General features: G+C 56.7%; 16 protein-coding genes. 8 read left to right on the forward strand and 8 right to left on the reverse strand.

Going from position 1 to position 18,946, the window contains the following annotated elements; genetic code table 11:
- Nucleotides 1-137 precede the first annotated feature (137 nt).
- A complete protein-coding gene (locus tag PCH01S_RS22535; RefSeq protein WP_042233350.1) occupies nucleotides 138-809 on the forward strand; it encodes a hypothetical protein in 672 nt (223 codons plus the stop codon).
- 26 nt (nucleotides 810-835) lie between these two features.
- Here the strand turns inward: PCH01S_RS22535 and PCH01S_RS22540 are convergent, their stop codons facing one another.
- On the reverse strand, nucleotides 836-2,101 hold the full coding sequence (locus tag PCH01S_RS22540; protein ID WP_042233352.1) for an enolase C-terminal domain-like protein: 1,266 nt from the start codon (nucleotides 2,099-2,101) through the stop codon (nucleotides 836-838).
- Between the two features lie 196 nt (nucleotides 2,102-2,297).
- Between PCH01S_RS22540 and PCH01S_RS22545 the strand changes: the two genes are divergently transcribed.
- The gene (locus PCH01S_RS22545) at nucleotides 2,298-2,555 is read left to right on the forward strand and encodes a hypothetical protein (RefSeq protein WP_042233658.1); all 258 of its coding nucleotides are present in this window, start codon (nucleotides 2,298-2,300) and stop codon (nucleotides 2,553-2,555) included.
- Nucleotides 2,556-2,654: 99 nt separating this feature from the next.
- Here the strand turns inward: PCH01S_RS22545 and PCH01S_RS22550 are convergent, their stop codons facing one another.
- The 4 genes from PCH01S_RS22550 to PCH01S_RS22565 all read right to left on the reverse strand — a co-directional run bounded on the left by PCH01S_RS22550 (nucleotide 2,655) and on the right by PCH01S_RS22565 (nucleotide 7,299).
- Complete coding sequence (locus tag PCH01S_RS22550; protein WP_042233354.1) at nucleotides 2,655-3,056, reverse strand: hypothetical protein; 402 nt, start codon at nucleotides 3,054-3,056, stop codon at nucleotides 2,655-2,657.
- Between the two features lie 265 nt (nucleotides 3,057-3,321).
- The gene (locus PCH01S_RS22555) at nucleotides 3,322-3,801 is read right to left on the reverse strand and encodes a GAF domain-containing protein (protein ID WP_042233356.1); all 480 of its coding nucleotides are present in this window, start codon (nucleotides 3,799-3,801) and stop codon (nucleotides 3,322-3,324) included.
- Nucleotides 3,802-3,843: 42 nt separating this feature from the next.
- Complete coding sequence (locus tag PCH01S_RS22560; RefSeq protein WP_042233358.1) at nucleotides 3,844-5,304, reverse strand: NAD-dependent malic enzyme; 1,461 nt, start codon at nucleotides 5,302-5,304, stop codon at nucleotides 3,844-3,846.
- Between the two features lie 108 nt (nucleotides 5,305-5,412).
- Complete coding sequence (locus PCH01S_RS22565; protein WP_042233361.1) at nucleotides 5,413-7,299, reverse strand: aminotransferase-like domain-containing protein; 1,887 nt, start codon at nucleotides 7,297-7,299, stop codon at nucleotides 5,413-5,415.
- 377 nt (nucleotides 7,300-7,676) lie between these two features.
- Here PCH01S_RS22565 and PCH01S_RS22570 point away from each other — a divergent pair, with 377 nt between their 5' ends.
- The 3 genes from PCH01S_RS22570 (at nucleotide 7,677) to PCH01S_RS22585 (ending at nucleotide 11,942) form a co-directional block, all read left to right on the forward strand.
- The gene (locus PCH01S_RS22570; RefSeq protein WP_042233364.1) at nucleotides 7,677-9,938 is read left to right on the forward strand and encodes a PrsW family glutamic-type intramembrane protease; all 2,262 of its coding nucleotides are present in this window, start codon (nucleotides 7,677-7,679) and stop codon (nucleotides 9,936-9,938) included.
- Nucleotides 9,939-10,025: 87 nt separating this feature from the next.
- Complete coding sequence (locus PCH01S_RS22575) at nucleotides 10,026-10,352, forward strand: hypothetical protein (RefSeq protein WP_042233366.1); 327 nt, start codon at nucleotides 10,026-10,028, stop codon at nucleotides 10,350-10,352.
- Between the two features lie 282 nt (nucleotides 10,353-10,634).
- Nucleotides 10,635-11,942 (forward strand): aminotransferase class I/II-fold pyridoxal phosphate-dependent enzyme, encoded by a 1,308-nt coding sequence (locus tag PCH01S_RS22585; protein ID WP_042233370.1) that lies wholly within the window; start codon nucleotides 10,635-10,637, stop codon nucleotides 11,940-11,942.
- A gap of 171 nt (nucleotides 11,943-12,113) precedes the next feature.
- Here the strand turns inward: PCH01S_RS22585 and PCH01S_RS30960 are convergent, their stop codons facing one another.
- Nucleotides 12,114-12,296 carry a hypothetical protein gene (locus tag PCH01S_RS30960; protein WP_129112536.1) on the reverse strand — a complete coding sequence of 61 codons (183 nt, stop codon included), beginning with the start codon at nucleotides 12,294-12,296 and terminating at the stop codon, nucleotides 12,114-12,116.
- 146 nt (nucleotides 12,297-12,442) lie between these two features.
- Nucleotides 12,443-13,252 carry a metallophosphoesterase gene (locus tag PCH01S_RS22595; protein ID WP_241688734.1) on the reverse strand — a complete coding sequence of 270 codons (810 nt, stop codon included), beginning with the start codon at nucleotides 13,250-13,252 and terminating at the stop codon, nucleotides 12,443-12,445.
- A gap of 320 nt (nucleotides 13,253-13,572) precedes the next feature.
- Here PCH01S_RS22595 and PCH01S_RS22600 point away from each other — a divergent pair, with 320 nt between their 5' ends.
- The 3 genes from PCH01S_RS22600 (at nucleotide 13,573) to PCH01S_RS22610 (ending at nucleotide 17,377) form a co-directional block, all read left to right on the forward strand.
- The gene (locus tag PCH01S_RS22600; protein ID WP_042233375.1) at nucleotides 13,573-14,091 is read left to right on the forward strand and encodes a DUF5317 domain-containing protein; all 519 of its coding nucleotides are present in this window, start codon (nucleotides 13,573-13,575) and stop codon (nucleotides 14,089-14,091) included.
- Nucleotides 14,078-16,090 carry a putative bifunctional diguanylate cyclase/phosphodiesterase gene (locus PCH01S_RS22605; RefSeq protein ID WP_042233377.1) on the forward strand — a complete coding sequence of 671 codons (2,013 nt, stop codon included), beginning with the start codon at nucleotides 14,078-14,080 and terminating at the stop codon, nucleotides 16,088-16,090. The genes PCH01S_RS22600 and PCH01S_RS22605 overlap by 14 nt, the downstream gene beginning before the upstream one ends.
- 273 nt (nucleotides 16,091-16,363) lie before the next feature.
- Complete coding sequence (locus PCH01S_RS22610) at nucleotides 16,364-17,377, forward strand: LLM class flavin-dependent oxidoreductase (RefSeq protein ID WP_042233379.1); 1,014 nt, start codon at nucleotides 16,364-16,366, stop codon at nucleotides 17,375-17,377.
- Nucleotides 17,378-17,668: 291 nt separating this feature from the next.
- Here the strand turns inward: PCH01S_RS22610 and PCH01S_RS22615 are convergent, their stop codons facing one another.
- Nucleotides 17,669-18,874 carry an S-layer homology domain-containing protein gene (locus PCH01S_RS22615; RefSeq protein WP_042233382.1) on the reverse strand — a complete coding sequence of 402 codons (1,206 nt, stop codon included), beginning with the start codon at nucleotides 18,872-18,874 and terminating at the stop codon, nucleotides 17,669-17,671.
- Nucleotides 18,875-18,946: the final 72 nt, after the last annotated feature.

Here is an 18,946-nt window from a genome sequence, read left to right on the forward strand (position 1 = left end):
GTTCGTTATTCGGCTCAGCCCAATCCCTGCGCAGGGTGAGAAGACATTTTTATACCCGCTCGGCCCCGTGTTCCCATTGCCAAATATTGTTAACCTTGCTATACTTCATAGAAAACTTCGGACGGGGTGTCTATCGGATGAAAAGAAAACTTGGCTGCTATCATGCCCACTACTCCAATATCGAACATATCGAGAAAGCCCTCGGCTCTTATGACATCGAGCTGGTGCATTTCGTCGATCCCGGTTTGGACCGGATTAAGAACGACAGCGATTTTACGGAGGAACTGGCCCTGAACAAAATAAAATCCACACTCGACTGGTTAGCCAGTTGTCATGTGGATGCCATTTTAATTACCTGTACGTATTTTACGGCTCATCTGCCTGAACATTTCTCCTGCCCGGTGCCGATTATTAAAATCGACGATCCTTTGTTTCACAAAATTTTGCAGCTTAACCGGCCTTCGGTTCTCGTTTTCACCAATCCTTCGACTGTCGAAGGCACGATGGAACAGCTCCACAAGTTTGCGGCCGCAGCCGGCCAGGAGATTCAGGTAGAGCCGGTCCTTCTTGAAAACACGTTCCAGCTCGTCATGCAGGGCAAGAAGAACGATTATATCGAAGCGGTTTCCAGAGGGCTGTTCCATGCCATCGAAGACCATCCCCGCAAAACGGTGTTCGCGGCCCAGCTTTCTATGGTACCCGCCGCCGAGCGGGTCGGCAGGGAAAGCGACGCTTTCCTCGGCAACCACCTCGACGCCCTCCCGGGCTATCTGAAAGATATTCTCAGCCTTGAAGCCGTAGGACGCTGAGGCGGGTGCACAGTTCGCGGCAATACCTACCGGTTCTCGTAATAAGAACTCGGCCGGAATACGCCGCCGCTTTCCGCGTAGAAAGCCTCGTCCAGCTCGAATAACCCGCCGCGCGTGCGGGTCCAGCCCGCTCCCGCGGCCGGATGATAGCTGACGAGCCGGTCCCAACCGCGGTAGTTTTGCCCGCCGTTGGATTCGATCAGGCCGTAAGCCATCCCGGGCAGAGGACGAAGGTGAGCCGCCAGCACGCGGGTCCACTCCACCAGCAGCGGATTGGCCGTAAGGTCGGCGCAGAAGCACGGCACTCCCCGCTCGGCGGCCAGAGCGGCCACTTTCAGGCTCAGGCTCATCGACTTCGCCGCCGGTTTAAGGGCGAGAGCGCCGTAGCCGAGATCCATGTAGTAGCGGGCATCGCTTTCGGACTGGATGCTCTCATCCCCGGCAATGCGGGCCGGCACATCCTCGACGGAGATTTCGCGTCCGTCCAGGAACGGTTCTTCCACCAGAATAACAGAAGGAAGCGATCCGCTGCGGTCCGCATCTTCCAGCAGCCGCAGGAGGTCGTCTTTTGCCGCGTAACGGCCGTTCAGGTCGAGATAATAAGACACCTCTGCCGGGGCGGGGCGGGTCTGCAAATAAGCTTGGGTCAGCTCATGAATATGCCGCAGGCGCTTGCTGTCCCAATCGATCATATCGCTGCCGCCGGACCCCAGCTTGATTTTGAGCACGGTACAGCCCTGCTCCAGCAAGCCGGTGATTTCCTCGTCGTCCGTACCGTACGCGATAGCGGGAACGGCTGCAACCGCCTCCGTCTTCTGCTCGCCCAGGCTATGGTATTCGGCCGGCAGCAGATCCGAGAAGCGGTAAATCTCCCGCTCCCGCGCGTAGAGGACCCAGGCCGCGAAATCGACCGCCGCCAGCGCGTTCAGAACGTAAGTCGGCCGGACATTCGGATGCCCCTGACGGGCGAACCAGGACTGCGAAGGCCGCGCATACAATTGTTCGAACAGTTCCATCGGATGCGCGAAGGAGGCTCCCTCCAGAGACTTTACGGTCTCCTCCGCAAATTTGTACATCAGCTCGTTAGCTCCCTGCTCACCGAGAGAAGCCATCAGATTCGCGTCCGACCACAATGGACTCTGAACTCCCACTCCCGTGCCTTTGTGACCGCTTTCACTAGTTAGCGTAACAATCGGCTGCCACAGCTCCGTTAATTGTCCTCCTTTAAATCCGAAAGGATGAAGCAGCGGTTCCCGATCGGCTCGCAGGTTGCTTTCCGTAATTGTCAGCATGCGTTTTCTCGCCCTCTTTCTCCCCGTTTGCCGGGGCTTTCTTTGTCGGGCAGCTTAAATTCATACCCGCATAAGCGCATTTCATTGTACCCATATCTTAGGAGTCACGGCATAGCCTGTCAATGAATCGGCCATTTATCGCAACTTTATAGACACGAAAGCAGTAGAATGAAAGGAAGAGGAAGGGGTGAACAACATGCGGACAAGACCGATTTATTTGTTCTATGGGGGGGTGTCCCTGCTAATGATGGTCATATACACCGTCCAATTTATCAGCGGTATGCCGGAAGTTTACTTGCTGCAGACCGGTCCTCTGGGAAACGTGGAGCGCTTCGAGAACTTGTTTTCGAAAGGCTTGCCCTGCGCCGTTTTGGCTCTGGTCATGACGTTTTTTTATCTGATTCTATATTTGGCCGACAGGCCGAAAAAAGAGCCGGATCATGAGCCCGGATAGGGCCCGATTCGGCTTGTCTCTCCTATTTCGGAATGGGAACTTCTCGGAACGCGGACCCTGCTTCCAGTGGTGTTTATCGCTTGCGGGAAGTCCGCCCGGTTAGCCGGACAGGACCTCCAAAGTCAGCAGCTGACCGGTTCTTTTCGTCACGGTAGCCTTCACCTGATTCCCCGCCTCCAGAAGCTCTCCGCTTTCCCCCGGCTGTATTTCCCTGGTCGGCAGCCTGTAGCGCTTTACCTTGCCCTCCCGCGTCTTTAGCGACAACCTGCCGTTGTTATAGTCCGTTACCCGGCCTTCAAATTCAACGTGACGGGATTCGATCAGATCGAACAGGACATATCCGGCGGTAAAAAGCGCGAGAAGCAGGCCGAGAACCGTCAGCGGCTTAAGCAAGTCGGACAGGTCCCAGTTTTGTATCATCAGCGTGGCAAACATAAAAGCGCTGAATGCCGACCCGGCCAGCAGAGGCAGCAGCGGATTTCGTATTTCAATCGTCTTCACAAGCTCTCCTCCTCGGTAATGAGCGCTTCTTTTTACAAGCAAAGTCTATCCTCTATATGTCGTTCTCCCGCTAGAAGCGTCAATGTGCTCTCTTCTTCTACTCTAACGAATTTCCTTTGGAAAATAAATACAAAAATACAAAATGTTTTGCAAGGCTGCTAAAAAAGCCCCCGCACCGGCTGGTACGAGGGCTTCTAAAAGCTAAGAACTCTTCATTACATGAAACAAACTCACGTTGTGCATAAGGTGGGTACCCAATCGGGAGTTACAGCCGGGCTGCCAGCTCCGTCACGAAACGCTCCAGCATAACGCGGTCGGTTTCGTCAAAACGGGCCAGGTTCGGACTGTCGATATCCAGGACGCCCAGCAGCTCGCCGTCTTTAACAAGCGGTACGACGATTTCCGAGCGGGAGGCCGAGTCGCAGGCAATATGCCCGGGAAACCGCTCCACATCCTCAACAACCAGCGTCTCGCGCTTCTGCGCGGCGGTACCGCATACTCCGCGTCCGAGCGGGATGCGCACGCAAGCCGGAAGCCCCTGGAAAGGTCCGAGCACCAACTGTTCTCCTTCCAGCAAGTAAAAACCGACCCAATTTATATCCCGGAGAAACTGGCCGAGCAGAGCCGAAGCGTTCGCCAGATTGGCAATCCGGCTTGGCTCCCCTTCAATCAGCGCCTTCAACTGGGCAATGACGAGGGTGTACTGCTCTTCACGGGTTCCTCCGTAAGTTTCCGTATGAAACATGTTATCGCCTGCTTTCCTAGTTAAACTGTAACCAGGAATTTATTATAACATACCCGCGCCGTCTGCGGACTGAGCGGCTTCGTCACTGCGGATATCCGCACTTTTCCGTCTGGCTACGCCGGTTTCGTAAGCGGCCGCAATCACGGCCTCGCGGACCTTCTTCACAACCTGCTTGTTGAATACGCTCGGTATAATGTAAAGCTCGTTGAGCTCTTCTTCCGACACGACGGACGCGATAGCTTTGGCGGCTGCCAGCTTCATCTGCTCGTTGACCCGCGTAGCGCGGCAGTCCAGAAGTCCGCGGAACAAACCCGGAAAGCACAGGACGTTGTTGATCTGGTTCGGATAGTCGGAACGGCCCGTCGCCATCACACGCACGTAAGGCTCCGCTTCTTCCGGCGAGATTTCCGGTGTCGGATTCGCCATGGCGAATACGATCGGATCAACCGCCATTTTCTTGACGTCCTCCACTTTAAGCACGCCCGGTCCGGACAGACCGACAAAAATATCGGCTCCCTCGATCACGTCGGAGAGACGTCCTTTTTCCTCATTCGGATTCGTATTCTCCGCATACCACTGCCACGATTCGTACGGATACGATTCGCCGCGGACCAGAGCGCCCTGACGGTCGACCCCAATTACGTTCTTAACGCCTGCCGCGAGCAGAATCTTGGTGCATGCGATACCGGCAGCTCCGATGCCGCAGACGATAACCTTGCAGTCTTCAAGCTTCTTGCCCGCAACCTTGACCGCGTTCAGCATGCCGGCAAGCAGAACGACCGCCGTGCCGTGCTGGTCATCGTGGAAAACGGGAATATCCAGCTCTTCGATAAGCCGGTTCTCGATTTCAAAACAGCGCGGGGACGAAATATCTTCCAAGTTGATTCCGCCGAAAGCCGGGGAAATCGCTTTTACGATCGATATGATTTCTTCAGGGTCCTGTGTATTGAGGCAGATCGGGAAAGCATCTACGCCGGCAAACTGCTTGAACAGCATAGCTTTACCTTCCATAACCGGCATGGCCGCTTCCGGACCGATATCGCCCAGTCCCAGAACTGCCGTACCATCCGATACAACGGCAACGGTGTTACGTTTAATCGTCAATGAGAACGCTTTCGAAGGATCTTCATGAATGGCCATACAAACGTTTGCCACCCCGGGTGTGTACACACGGGACAAATCATCACGGTTCTTGATCGGTATTTTCGCCGTCGTTTCGATTTTACCGCCCAAGTGAAGCAGGAACGTCTGGTCAGACACGTTAATGACTTTTACGCCATCCAGCTCGTTCAGAGCCTTCACGATGGCATCCGTCTGATTCTGGTCGCTGACTTTAACGGTGATGTCCCGGACGGTAACGGTTTTCGTTGAACGGTTGACGTCAATTGCCACGACATCGCCGCCGGCGTCGCCGATTGTAGTCGCGATCTGCCCGAAATTCGTGCGTTCTTTCATCATCTCAAGCCGCAAAATAATACTTGTACCTCCGGTAAATCCGGCCATATCCAATCACTCCTACGGTATTTCTATTACGGAAAAGCCTCGGCGAGTCAAACCGGGCTCGTCCTTCATTCACATCATAGCACAAACCTTTTGGAGATTCCCGTATGCTTATAAAAAAGTTTCCGTCAGGACTTCCGTCATCACGGCGCTGCCCCGGCCGATCTCCTCCCGGGACAGATGTCCGAAGCCGAAACATGCCGCGGGCCTTTCTCCGCAGCGAACATGCGGCCCGGCGGCCCGCCAGAAGACACCCCGCTCGGCGCATTCGGCGGCAAATCGCCTATACGCTTCCGCGCCGCCTTTCCACCAGCCGAAAATGTGGAGTCCCGCTTCGCTCGGCATCCATTCAAAAGCGGGATCCAGCGCCGTCAGCCCCGAACGCAGCAAGGCGGCTTTTTCCCCGTACACCCGCTGCATCCTGCGCAGATGACGCTCGTAGGCACCGCTGTTCATAAAGGCCGCCAGGGCCCGCTGCTCCATCATCCCCGTCGTCAGAGGCTCGTAGTGCTGCTTGGCGCGCCGGAAAGGCTCGACGAGAGACGGCGGCAGTACCGCATAGCCGAGGCGCAGGCCCGCGTACATCGTTCGCGAGAACGTGCCGACGAACAAGACGCGGCCTTCGCGGTCCAGCGCCTTAAGCGGCTCCAGGGGCCGGCCCGCGTAGCGGAACTCGGTATCGTAATCATCCTCGATGATGACGGCGCCGCGTTCCTTCGCCCAGCGGAGCAGCTCCTGCCTCCGCTTCAGCGGAAGAACCGCCCCGGTCGGAAACTGCCGTCCGGGGGTGACGAACAGCAGCCGCGCATTCCATGGCTGCGGGATGATGCCCTGCCCGTCGACGGGCGCATCGACGGGTACGCCGCCTGCGGCGGCCGCAGCGCGCACGGCGCCGCTGTAACCGGGCGACTCGACGACTACCTCGTCGCCCGGGTTTACCAGCAGCTGCATCGTCAGCGCGATCGCCTGCATCGACCCGTTCACGATTGCGACGCAATCGGGGTCCGCGTCGATGCTTCGCGAGCGCCGCAGATGCAGCGCGATAGCCGAGCGCAGCGAATAGTCGCCTTGAGGGTCGCGCAGCGGACTCTCAAGGAAGGCGGCGCTGCGCACCTGCTCGTGCAGGCAGCGGTTCCAGGCCTGCCGCGGGAAGGCCGCGCTGTCGGTGCCGGACAGCTCGAAGACGACGGAACCCGGGCCCGCGGGTGTATGCAGGTCCGCGCTCCAGGAGCCCGCACTGCGGCTGCGCGTTTCGTCCGCCCGCGCGCGCGTGCTTGCAAGGGCCGCGGTTTGCCCCGCACTACCTGCATCCGACGTTTTCACCGCGCTCCCTTCAGCAAGTCCTTCGCCCATCGCTTCGGCATAACCCACGGTACCTGCTTCCGTCTGCTTCACGCCACCTGTCTGCTCTTGCCCCACAGTCCCTGCATCCGTGACTTTCACACCGCTGGCCTTTGCCACTCCTGTACCTCTCGCCTCGGCATAACCCGCAGTACCTGTCTCGACCTGCTTCACGCCACCTGTCTGCTCTCGCCCTGCAGCGCCTGCATCCGCGGCTTTCGCGCCGCCCGGCCTCCGCTCTGCTCCGAGGAGCTCCTGCTCGCGGCTATCCTCCTTATTTCCTGCCGAGACGCCGCTCCCTTCTTCCCGTCTGCCTGCGCCGCCTCCCGATTCCATCAAAAGGCGTCCCCACGCCGACATAAGGAGCGGTTCGTCCGAAGAGGAGCCGCTTCCCGCCGCCTGATCGCTCCGATAGGCAACGAACGTTCCTTTTCCCGGTTTGCCTTCTACGTATCCTTCGGACATCAGCATCTCGTACACTTGCGTAACGAGTCCCCGGGAGACTCCGTATATCTCCGCGAGCTCCCGGCTGGAAGGGAGTTTGGAGCCCGATTCCAGTCTTCCTTCTACTATACTTTCCCGCAGCGCTCGGTAGAGGGCGGTATTTTTATGGGGAAACAGTTGTGCATAGTGATTAAAAGGGATTAAAATCTTCACATAAACCTCCGCCGAATTCCGGTGAAAATAAAAAGCCGTCAGATCGTTTCTATCTTCTTACCATCTCACAGAGACGTGTTCAAAATCAACGGCGTTTTAGCCGGCTCCGGCCCCGTTTACCTGAGTCCCATTTCAGGCGGTCTCTACGAACTTTGTATGAAGGGGACGCAAGCTTAAGGAATTTCCCGATCCCCTAAAAAGAAGCTCTATAAGCCGTTACGCCTATTTCGTTTAGGCACATTTGAAGCCGCAGCCTTGTTTGAGAGGACTGTTCCGGCAGCAGAGCGGAGCACGGGTTCTTTGCCCGTCCACCCGCAGCTCCGGTAACAGGAACGGACGCTTGGTGTCCGCCATCGGCGCACAGAAAGGAAAATGATATGATTTTGCCTGGTTTGCGTTTAACCATCCGGACCGCTCGCGACCGGTTTCGTACCCAATGGAAAAAAAGAGCCTCGCAGGCTCCGCGTTTATTCGCCTTCTATTCGATTTTATCTTGGCTCGGCCTGGCCCTCTTATGCCTGTCCCTGCCATTTATGAAAGACAGCCGCACTTTGCTGGTACAGGCTTTAGCCTCTTTTTACGTACTCTGGCAATTGTGGATCGTCTGCCGTTCCAAAACCGTCGGCTGGTCCGCGTACGCCGCTTTTTTTATCATCGGCACCTGGATCGTAGCTCCGCTCAATACGCTGTTTATTCAGTTGGTCTTCCTGCCGTTCGATCCGGCGGTTTACGCCGTCTGGAATGCGTCGCTCGTCTCCCCGCTGACGGAGGAACTGATGAAGCTGGCTCCCCTGCTCCTGTTCTTGCGGGGCTCGCGCAAAGCGACCTCGCTTAGTCTGGCCGACTTCGCCCTGATCGGCGGCGCTACCGGAGCCGGGCTTCAGTTCCTGGAGGAGTACTGGATGCGGCTGCATGCCAGTCTGGAGCCGGCCGGTTCCGTGGCGGTTTCGCCGGATAGCGCGATGAGCTGGAACCTGTTTCATTTCCTGCCGTCCCTTGAGCAGGGTCTCGCCTCGCCCTGGGCCGGGCACACGGCGGCAACCGCCCTCTGCGCCCTCGGCCTCGGAATCGCCATCCGCCTGCGCCGGGTCATCGGGAAAGCCGCTTACGCGCTGCCCGTCTTTCTGCTTGTCTGGGTCGCCGCGGATCACGCGGTGCATAACGGGACACAGGCGACCTGGCTGAACGGGTTTCACATGACGCTGGGCGGCGGCGCTTATACCAAGGCGTTGTTTATCGTTCTGCTGATCGGTGCGGTCGCATACGACTACGCCGACCTGAACCGCATGCGGAAGGGACTGACATTGTTCCGCTCCGAAAACTTGATCGAACCGTTTCGCGAGCTCTACCGTTCTTTGAGCATGCTGCAGGAAGGCGCCAAACGCTACGTCAGCCTTCTCCGTTTCTACAGAATCCGGCGCCGCCTGGCCTTCACCCTGTTGTACGGCAAAAAAGACGCCAAGCGCAGCCTCGGAAATCTCCAGGATGAAATGAAGACGCTGAACAAGGCGGCTGTCCCTGTCCTGCTTGCGGCGGGGTTCCTTCTGCTGAGCGCGGCTGCCTGGACCGGCGGACTTGCAGCCGCCGCAGGATCAAGCCCTGCCGTCAGCGCCTGCGTCTCCTGCCTGTACGCCCCCACCTCGGCCTGGTGGAGCGGGCAGAGTGCCGCCGCGAAAGGGGTGCTCCTGCTCGGCACCGCCTTTCTCTTCACTTCCTTCTTCCCGCTGTGGGGCGCGGTAAGCGATACGCTGGCGGGCGACTTCAAAGCCCGCCGTAAACACGCCGGGCGGCTTCAGCCCGGAGAGATTTTGCCGCTGCTCGGCGCGTTCACTCCGCGTATGGCGGCGGCCGCCGGCCTGCAGCGGCTCCTCGACCGCCTGGCGGGTCTCGGGGCCGGGAAGAAGCCTTCCGCGCCAAGCGCCGAATCGGCTTCCTCCGGCGCGCAGGAACAGCCTTCTGCGGCCCAGTCCGCAGAAGCTCCGTCTGCCGCAGAAAGCGCGGCGGACGCCGGCAGCGGCGCTGACGACACGGCCGATGCGCCCGGTGCAGCCGGTGCGGCGCGTTCCGGAACCGTTCCGGAACGCAGACACCGTTTCACAACGGCGCGCACGCGGCAGACCGTCCACCAAGGGAAGCAGGCTTATTTGCCTGCAGGAACCCTCTATGGAGGCGGGTGGACGATCATGGGGCTGCATAACTGGAACGGCTTTTTGGACGCCGTCCGCCGGGACCGCTGCACCGTTGTGAGAACCGAGGAACTGCCGGAGAACGGAATCCGCAGAGCCGTCATCAGACGCCAAGGAACGGACCCTCTTACCGGGGAAACGTTCACTTCCCTGACGTACGGCAAAACGTTTTATCCCAAACATTACAACGATTCGGAGATCGATCGTTTAGGGGAAGATGCACTGAACAAGGCGATTCTTCATAATCGGCTGCAATCGCAGAATGACCATCGCGGCCGCCTTCAAGCATACACATTTAGAGAAGAAGTGGTCGGACCCGACGGAAAAATCATCGGAGTTCAAGGAAGAGTACTCCCCGATGCCGAAGGCAATCTGACGGAAATTATCGACCATTTTCCTTACAATCACCGCCAGACGGTGTCGTTCCGCCGGCTTTCTGCGGATCAGGACTAAATTTTCCGCATTGTCGTAAGTAAATGGGGGCATATCCCACCGCTAAGAAAGAAGGCGATATACGGAACGTCCGGAAAGGAGGACAACATGGAAGCCAACCTAGATCTGCTGCGGCATCTGGCCCAGATTCACCGCCCCGTCGATAGCGATGCCAATGATATCTGGCATTATATGATTTTGAATATGGAAGAAGATGCCCTGGATCCCCCGGCCCTTCAAGCGGTCGCCTCCGCCCTGGAGAGCGAAACGAATCAGGGAATCGGGTTCCGGGAAATCCAGTTCGAGCGCGTGCTCGAGCACCCCGAGCTTGTCGAAATGGAATACTATGAGACGAATCTGGTCTGTCCGCGGGAATCACTGGCCGCTCATATCCGCAAAATCCTTTTGCTGTACGACGCGGGGATGGAAGCTTAACGTACCGGATTTGACAGCGCTTCTCGCCGTGTCTCCTTACTCTCTGGCTGCAAATTCACTTATTTTTCTGCCGGGTTTCTTATTCCCTCCGGCAATACACTCGGCGTTTCTCTCGCGCTTTCCGCACGTTTTTCCGGAGCTTTATCACCGGTCCTTGCGGGTTCAAACGGCTTCCGGATACCGGGAGCCGTTTTTTTTAGGTAACGCAGTGACGCATTCCGGTAAGAAGTGCTATAATAATGGCTAAAATGAATTTCCATAACCCCGGAAGGATGGAGCGGAATGAACCCCCTTGCTAAGCAGTTGAATGAAACCATCGAAAAAGAAAACGCCTATGTGTATGAGATGTTATCGTCGTTGGGCAAGCAAATCTATTTCCCGAAAGTCGGCATTTTGAGCCAATCGGCCGAGGCGAAAACCAAAGCCGGTAAATATAATGCCACGATCGGTACTGCCATCGAGAAGGGTCAGCCTATGCACCTGAAGGTCATTCAGGATACGCTGTCCGCCTATGATCCGAAAGATCTTTACGAATACGCGCCTCCTGCGGGCAAACCCGGTCTGCGCACCGCCTGGCGTAAAAAAATGCTGGACGAGAATCCGTCCTTAAGCAACAAAACGTTCGGCAATCCGATCGTGACCAACGCCCTTACACACGGCCTGAGCATTGCGGCCGACCTGTTCGTAGAAGCGGGGGACCGCGTCATTATTCCGGATAAAAACTGGGAAAACTACGAGCTTACCTTCGGTATCCGCCGGGGCGCCGAAATCGTTACGTATCCCCTTTACAACGAAGACAACACCTTTAATTCCGCGGGACTCCGCGAGCAGCTCCTTGCCCAGAAAGACAAAGGCAAAGCGTTCGTCGTTCTGAACTTCCCGAACAATCCGACGGGGTATACACCGGGAGCGGAAGAAGGACGCCAGATCGTTGCCGTAATCCGCGAAGCCGCGGAAGCGGGCATCAATGTCGTGGCCGTTACCGACGATGCGTACTTCGCCCTGTTCTTCGAGAATTCCCTGCAGGAATCTCTTTTCGGCCAGCTTGCCGATCTTCACGACCGCGTACTGGCGGTTAAAGTGGACGGCGCTACGAAAGAAGAGTATGTGTGGGGCTTCCGCGTAGGTTTTATCACTTACGCCGGCAAGAATGAAGCGCTGCTCAGCGCCCTGGAACAGAAAACGCTCGGGATTATCCGGGCCACGATCTCCTCGTGCTCGCATCCTTCGCAGACGTTTGTCCTGCACGCCTTGAACTCTCCGGAATTCAACGCTCAGAAGCAGGAGAAGTTCGAAATCATGAAGGGCCGCGCGAACAAAGTGAAAGCTCTGCTCGACAGCGGCAAGTACGGAGATTCCTGGGATTACTACCCGTTCAACTCCGGCTACTTCATGTGCCTGAAGCTGAAAACCGTCGATGCGGAAGCGCTCCGCCAGCGCCTGCTGGAAGTTTACGGCGTCGGGACGATCGCCCTCAGCGAAACGGATCTTCGCGTCGCTTTCTCTTGCATCGACGAAGAAAACATCGAGGAGCTTTTCGACCTGATCTACCAGGGAGTACGCGACCTTGAGACGGTTTCCGCGAAATAAGCGCAATTTCCCTTGCTCCATATTTAAAAGCCCGGCTGCTATAGCCGGGCTTTTTTTATCTTTTTAGTAGAAGTCATAGAGGCGATTCCGTGAAGAGCCATAGGCGTGTCGCAGGTCGTGAAAGTCATCGGAGCCGCGGGAGTTCACAGCAATGTACACGGGGCGGCGGAGTCACTTGAACGGAATCCACAAGGTTCCATTCCACTGCACCGGCGTTCCCGCGGCCGTTCCGGCCGCGATTTTACCGGCGGGCACACGTACCGTCCTGCCCTCGATTTCCAGCACTGCCGACGGACCGTCCAGCTCCCGCACAAGACCGGAACGCCGGATTTTGCAGCTGCTTTTCTCCTGCATGAGTTGTACCTCCGTTGTGTGTCTATTGTCCTGCACGGCTCCGGCCCCTGTCCAGCCGAGGAGTGCTGCCTGCGCTGCTTCCGGTGCCGGGTATTTGCCGGCTGCATGGCGGGTTCGCATCCGGCAGCCGGACATTCCTCCCGCCGTCACAGCTCATGGACGGTAACTTCGCTGCGGATCATGAACCGGGCGTTAGGACCCGCCTGGCCAATCCCTTTGGAAATGTAATACGGTCCGTATGAGGTTTCATGAAGGCCCTTCGTAATGCCCCTCGCTGCGAGTTCCCCCTTCCGGATAAAACGGAACAGAAACGGAATATGAAACTGCATGCCGTGAAAATGCCCCGCCATCAAGTAAGTAAACGGGCGCTTTAAACGAAGGACGAGGTTCGGATCATGGGTCAGCACCACGACCGGCTTGTGCGCCGCGGTATGCCGGAACGCTTTTCCGATCCGGCTGTGCCCGGTGCCGAAGTCATCCACGCCGACGAACTGGAAGGCGCCGAGATCAACCGACCGGTTGTTGAGCAGAACAACGCCCGCTTCGTCCAGAATCGCGGTCAGCTTCCTCATCCCGGCCGGATCCAGGCGGTGATCGTGATTGCCGAGAACGGCAAACGCCGGAATTCCACGGGAAGCGACCGTCTTCAGCATCTTTTCAACTTTCGGCAAATACTTGCTTCTGCGGGTAAAGTCTCCGGTGAGCGCGATATAATCCGGCTTCTCCTCGTCGATCAGCCGAGCAAGCCTGCCGGGACGGACCCTCAGCTTCTCGACGTGAACATCGCTGATCTGCAAAATCTTAATGCCAAGCCCGGCCGGTACCCTCACGCGCTCCACTTTGAGCCACATGGTGGGAACGATCAAGAAGAGATACGCGCAGGCTGCCGCTGGCAAAAGCCACACAAGTACGGTCATCATTCTCATCCTGTTCCAGATAAAGGTTCCTTCCACCATAAGCCACGCATCCGGCGTTCGTCAAGAGACCGGATATCCCGGATCGCGCCGTTAAAAAACCGACACAAAATGTGTCTATTTTTGTCGAAATGGGATACCTTGTACAAATAGAGCCCGGAAGCTATAATGAGATTACATAATGGCAATTAGTACCTATTATTTTCAAAGGATTGGAGGTAAACGCGATGAAACGCTGGGCTTTTGCTATCCTCACGGTTGCAGCATTGGTTTACTCATCCGGACTGGCCTTTCCTTGGGGTCCGTGAGCCACTTAGAGGAACTGGGCTGAGCCTGGTTCTTTTTTTTATTCGGAGGTTAATATGATCTACTTCATCGTTCTGGCTGTCGTCATTACCCTTCTTTCGGGACGGAACCCGCTCTCCATGATAGAGAAAGTGAACTTCAGGCTGCCCTATCTCCTGCTCGGAAGCTTTGCCGCCCAAATCGTGATTTTCATCCTAGCGGCCCGGACTAACCGGACATACCCTTATTGGACGGAAGCGGCCATTTTGGCTGTGCTTCTGTTTTTGTGGCTGAACCGGAAAGTTTCCGGCATCTCCCTTATTTTCCTGGGCGCTATCTGGAACTGGACGGCTCTTGTCATACACGGAGGACTGATGCCCGTCTCGGATACGGCGCTGGCATGGGCGGGACTCGGGTCCCTGCCCGAAAACGAACCCCGCCATCAGCTTATGGAGGCATCCGCTTTCTGGTGGATGGGCGACTGGATTCCGCTTGTACGAAGAGTAATCAGCATCGGCGATGTGGGGATTGGAGCCGGACTCGTCCGGTTTATGCTCGGAAATTCGGTGAAGAGGAGGAAGAATGAAGGACCATAACCCGTTTACTTCCCTACTGTCGGCTTTCGGAATCCTCACCCTGATCACCGCATCGGCTTTTATCGCGCAGAACGATTACGATCTGAAAATATTGCTGCCTATCGCCGTGATGGTCATCGTTTTTGAAATGATGCCCCTTAAAATGCCTAACGGCACTTACTTCAGCGGGGTCACGATCGGTTTTATCCTTTCGCTTTTTGAAATGGGATTTTTTGCAAGCACTTTCTTTCTAGTCCTGAACACGCTGACGTTTTTTACGCTGCACTCCAAGCCTTTTTATAAAATCAGATGGTTCCGCTTCTTCACCACACTCGGCATGTACGGCGTCAGTATGCTGGCTGCCTGGGGTATGGGCGTTCTGACCGCCGAGGCCCCTCTTTTCGTCAAAATCGTATGCGTATTCCTCGCGTTCGAGGGCGTGAATCTTCTGCTGAGGACGGGCATCATGCGTTCGGTCACGGGCGCGCCCTTCTCGGCGGACAAAATCATTTACGAAGCGCGCAGCATTCAAATCGGGATTCTCATCGCCTCGGTCGTGCTTTATAAGATGCTGAAGCAGCCCAGCTACGAGCTTTTTATTTCGGAAATCGTGTTTACGATCATCGCGGTCAAGATCATCCATTACTTCGTTTCGGGATATTTGAAGCAGATCGATATCATTGAGGAAAGCAACAAGCGCTACAAAAAGATGGCTTATTATGACTCGGTCACCGGTCTGCCCAACCGGGCTCATTTTAACGAACGCTTGACTCAGGACATTGCCGTAGCACAGGAAACGAAAGGGAAAGTCGGACTGCTTTTTCTCGATCTCGACCAGTTCAAAAATATTAACGACACCATGGGACACGTCAGCGGGGACGCCCTGCTCGTTCAAGTGGCCGGACGGCTGCAAAGCTGTCTGGGGCAAGACCATACGGTATCCAGGCTGGGGGGCGATGAATTTACGATCATCGTTCGGGACATTGCGGGGGCGCAGGATTGCGTTCTGGTCGCCGAAACGGTCCTTTCCGCCCTGAAAACGGGATTTTTCCTCCAGGGGAAAGACATCTATATTACGCCGAGCATCGGCATCAGCCTGTACCCGGACAACGGATACGACTCGGAAACGATCGTGAAAAACGCGGACACCGCCATGTACAGGGCCAAGGAGCTCGGCGGCAACTTGTACTCCATGTTCACCTCGGACCTGGAAGAAACGATCGAAAAGAAACTGATTTTGCAGAGAAATCTACATAAAGCGCTGGAACGCGGCGAATTCCATCTCGTCTATCAGCCTCAGCTGCAGCTGGATACGGGCCAAATCCAAGGCATCGAGGCTCTCGTCCGCTGGAACAACCCGGAGCTCGGTCTCGTATCTCCCGAAGATTTTATCCCGCTGGCGGAAGAAAGCCGGCAAATTCTTTCGATCGGCGAATGGGTGCTGAGGACAGCCTGCGGGCAAAACAAAGCGTGGCAGAACGAAGGCTTCCCGCCCGTCAGAATGGCGGTCAACTTATCTTCCATCCAGTTTGAACACGACGAGCTGATCCCCGCGATCCGGCGCATATTGGACGAAACCGGACTGGAAGCCCGGTGGCTGGAGCTGGAAATCACGGAGAGTCTTCTGCTCCGCAATAAAATCAAAACGATGCGTACGCTCAGGCAGCTCAAGGAGCTTGGCGTTCACATCGCCATGGACGATTTTGGCGTCGGCTATTCTTCTCTTAGTTATTTGAACTACTATCCGTTCGACCGGCTTAAAATCGACAAATCCTTCATCCATCATATGAACGACCGCACAGGAGATGAATGGATCGTCCGCACGGTCATCCAACTGGCCCACGGCCTTCATATGACGGTCGTTGCGGAGGGCGTCGAGACGGAAGAGCAGCTCACTTATTTGAAAAAACAGAGCTGTGACTGCATTCAGGGCTACCTGATCAGCAAGCCTCTGGCACCCTCCCTGCTGCAGGAAAAGCTTTGGGGCGGCAGCGGAACGCCGGAAACCCGGCCTGATTAATACGAAAGACCCGCAGACAACTGCGGGTCTTTTCGGCGTTCGGGCGAGGGACGTCTTGGAACAGCAGAGGGCTGCCGGCAATCCATGAGACCGCCCCCGGCGGACCGTGTGACTGGACAGCATAGCGGTTCAACCTGGCGGCATCGTCTTGTGGAACGGCAGAGGGTATCCGGAACGGAGGAAGCCCGAACTTTGACCTTGGATCGTAAATTTGTTACAGTTAAGATTACAGTTAAATCATTTTTGTTACAGTTATCCACAAGAGGTGAGCTTATGTTGAAATTGGGGATTCTGGATCAATCGCAAATAGCCGAAGGCCGTACGGCCTCCGACGCTCTTAAAGAAACGACCCGGCTCGCGCAGGAAGCGGACCGTCTCGGCTTCACCCGCTACTGGGTGTCCGAGCATCACGCCTCGAAATCGCTGGCCCATTCGAGCCCCGAGGTGCTCCTGGCCCATCTCGCGGCGGTAACCTCCCGCATCCGCGTGGGCTCCGGCGGCATTATGCTGCCGCATTACAGCGCCTACAAGGTCGCGGAAAACTTCCGCCTGCTGGAGGCGCTCCACCCGGGGCGGATCGACCTCGGGCTCGGCCGCGCGCCGGGCGGCATGCCGCTGGCGACCCGCGCCCTGCAAGCGGACAAATACGTCAGCATCGACCGCTATCCGGATCAGGTCGCCGATATCGCCGGCTACCTTCACGAAACGATGCCTCCGGAGCATCCCTTCGCCGCGCTGCAGGCTTCGCCTTCCATACCGACGGCGCCGGAGGTATGGCTGCTCGGCTCCAGCGGCGAAAGCGCCCGCATCGCCGCCAAACAGGGCGCCGCATTCGGCTTCGCCCAGTTCTTCGGAAGCCCCGGCGGCGAGGAAGCCATGCGCCACTACAAGAAACACTTCCAGCCTTCCGTGCTGAACGACAAGCCTCGTACGCTGGCAGCCGTTCTCGCCGTCTGCGCGGATACGGAAGAAGAAGCGAACAAACTCGCTTCGAGCACGGACTTGTACTTCCTGCGCCTGGAACGCGGCCTGGAGCTCGGGTTCTTCCCATCCGTGGATACGGCGCTGAATTATCCGTACACGGAGTATGACCTGGCCCGCATCAAAGAACGCCGGGAACGGCGTATTGTCGGCAATCCCGAGCAGGTCAAACGCCGGCTTCATGCGGTTGCGGAAGCTTACAGCGCAGACGAACTGCTGATCGTTTCGCCCATCCACAATTTCGGCGCTCGCCTCCATTCTTACCGCCTGATCGCGGGCGCCTTCGGCATGAAGGGCGAGGAGTAAAGCGAGACCGCACGTAGCTCCCAGCGCACGATGCTCGGCGCCGCATTACGGTCAGCCCGGCTTCTCTCCGCCATAGCGGGCACGCTGCTGGCCAAACCGACTGGGCCCGATCCGGCTTCGTTCCGATCCGGCTTCATCCATGGCCCCATCCGGCCCGCACCTTCCGAAAGGCGTTTCCCGCGGCAAAATCGGCTGATGGCACAAACGATTTTCACACCGCAACCGCACCTTCATAGAAAAGCCCGGAGCTTGGGGATTTCCCCAGACTCCGGGCTTTTTTTGCCGCGATTCTTACTTGATGACAATAGTCTCAACGACTTTATCTTTGCCTTTCAGCTCAACCGGAGTCGGCTTAACCAGACGGCTCACGTCGCCTTGAATCACAACGTCGGAAGCTACCTTGTACGTTGCCTTGTCCGCACTTCCGTACACCTGGTTCGTCACGGTAACCGTAGCGATACGCCCATCTTTGTTCAGCGTCATGGAGTCGAACAAGCCGCTCACCTGCAGCGTACGGTCTTCAACCGCTTTTTTCGTTACTTCGATAAAAACAACGGTGTTGTTGTACGAGCGCAGTCTGACGACATCCCCGTTTTGAAGCTGGGACGCGCTTACTTTGGCGCCGTTGCGGTAAACGAATACTTCCGGGTGCAGCGCATACGTCTTGAGGGTGCCGTTCAGGTCGAGCACCAGCGTATTTCCGCTCACGGTTCCCGTCACTTTACCGACGGCCGTGGTTTGGTCCTGTCCCGGCATCTGGCTGTCCGTGCGGTCCAGCAGCGCGGCGAGCTGAGCGCGGGTTACCGGCATATTCGGACGGAACGAGTTGTCTTCGAATCCGTCGATCAGGCCTTTCTCGATGGCGACGGCCACATAACCGACGGAACCGGCCGGAATCTGCTTCGCGTCCTTGAACGAAAGCTGCGTGTTGATTTTCGCTTTAGCCTCGGCATCCAGCTTCATCGCTTTCACGAGAAGGATAGTCGCCCATAGGCGGTCGGCAGGCTTGGACGGCTGAACCATGTCCTCGTTTTCGCCGAACAGGTCGTTCTCAAGCGCCACGGCCACGTAACCTACCGCCCAGTCGGGAATTTTGTTCGCATCCTTGAAGTTCAGCTTCGTCTGCTTCTCTTCGCTTGATTCCGCTTTATCGCGCAGGCCCATCAGGCGGACGGCAGCCGTAATGGCTTCAATACGGGTAACCGTATTCCGCGGTTTGAACGAACCGTCTTCATAGCCTTCAAAAACACGCTTCGAAGAAAGGCTTGCAATATTTTTCAGCGCCCACTCCACGTCCGAACCCTTCAGATCGTCGAACGTAATCCGGAAATCGAAAGAGCCGTGTACGCTTCCGTTTTTGCCCTCTTTCCAGTCTTTATCCTTATCATAGTCCTTATCCTTGCCGTTTCCGTTAGCGAACGCGGCAGTGCCTCCGCCCATTGCCATAGCGAGTACGAGCGTAGATAGAACGGTTTTTTTCATGTTAAGTTTTTTCATCGGAAAACTCTCCTTTATGCGTGTAGGAATCAGCCTCGGCCCGGGCTGGATGAACCGGCAACTCTTCGCGAA

This window comes from Paenibacillus chitinolyticus NBRC 15660 (assembly GCF_000739915.1).
In the GTDB taxonomy this organism is placed as follows: Bacteria; Bacillota; Bacilli; order Paenibacillales; family NBRC-103111; genus Paenibacillus_F; species Paenibacillus_F chitinolyticus.

Excerpts from the sequence above, each read along its gene's own strand:
- PCH01S_RS22535 (WP_042233350.1), top strand. The coding sequence starts at position 138 with ATGAAAAGAAAACTTGGCTGCTATCATGCCCACTACTCCAATATCGAA.
- PCH01S_RS22540 (WP_042233352.1), bottom strand. The coding sequence starts at position 2,101 with ATGCTGACAATTACGGAAAGCAACCTGCGAGCCGATCGGGAACCGCTG.
- PCH01S_RS22545 (WP_042233658.1), top strand. The coding sequence starts at position 2,298 with ATGCGGACAAGACCGATTTATTTGTTCTATGGGGGGGTGTCCCTGCTA.
- PCH01S_RS22555 (WP_042233356.1), bottom strand. The coding sequence starts at position 3,801 with ATGTTTCATACGGAAACTTACGGAGGAACCCGTGAAGAGCAGTACACC.
- PCH01S_RS22560 (WP_042233358.1), bottom strand. The coding sequence starts at position 5,304 with ATGGCCGGATTTACCGGAGGTACAAGTATTATTTTGCGGCTTGAGATG.
- PCH01S_RS22570 (WP_042233364.1), top strand. The coding sequence starts at position 7,677 with ATGATTTTGCCTGGTTTGCGTTTAACCATCCGGACCGCTCGCGACCGG.
- PCH01S_RS22575 (WP_042233366.1), top strand. The coding sequence starts at position 10,026 with ATGGAAGCCAACCTAGATCTGCTGCGGCATCTGGCCCAGATTCACCGC.
- PCH01S_RS22585 (WP_042233370.1), top strand. The coding sequence starts at position 10,635 with ATGAACCCCCTTGCTAAGCAGTTGAATGAAACCATCGAAAAAGAAAAC.
- PCH01S_RS30960 (WP_129112536.1), bottom strand. The coding sequence starts at position 12,296 with ATGCAGGAGAAAAGCAGCTGCAAAATCCGGCGTTCCGGTCTTGTGCGG.
- PCH01S_RS22595 (WP_241688734.1), bottom strand. The coding sequence starts at position 13,252 with ATGGTGGAAGGAACCTTTATCTGGAACAGGATGAGAATGATGACCGTA.
- PCH01S_RS22600 (WP_042233375.1), top strand. The coding sequence starts at position 13,573 with ATGATCTACTTCATCGTTCTGGCTGTCGTCATTACCCTTCTTTCGGGA.
- PCH01S_RS22605 (WP_042233377.1), top strand. The coding sequence starts at position 14,078 with ATGAAGGACCATAACCCGTTTACTTCCCTACTGTCGGCTTTCGGAATC.
- PCH01S_RS22610 (WP_042233379.1), top strand. The coding sequence starts at position 16,364 with ATGTTGAAATTGGGGATTCTGGATCAATCGCAAATAGCCGAAGGCCGT.
- PCH01S_RS22615 (WP_042233382.1), bottom strand. The coding sequence starts at position 18,874 with ATGAAAAAACTTAACATGAAAAAAACCGTTCTATCTACGCTCGTACTC.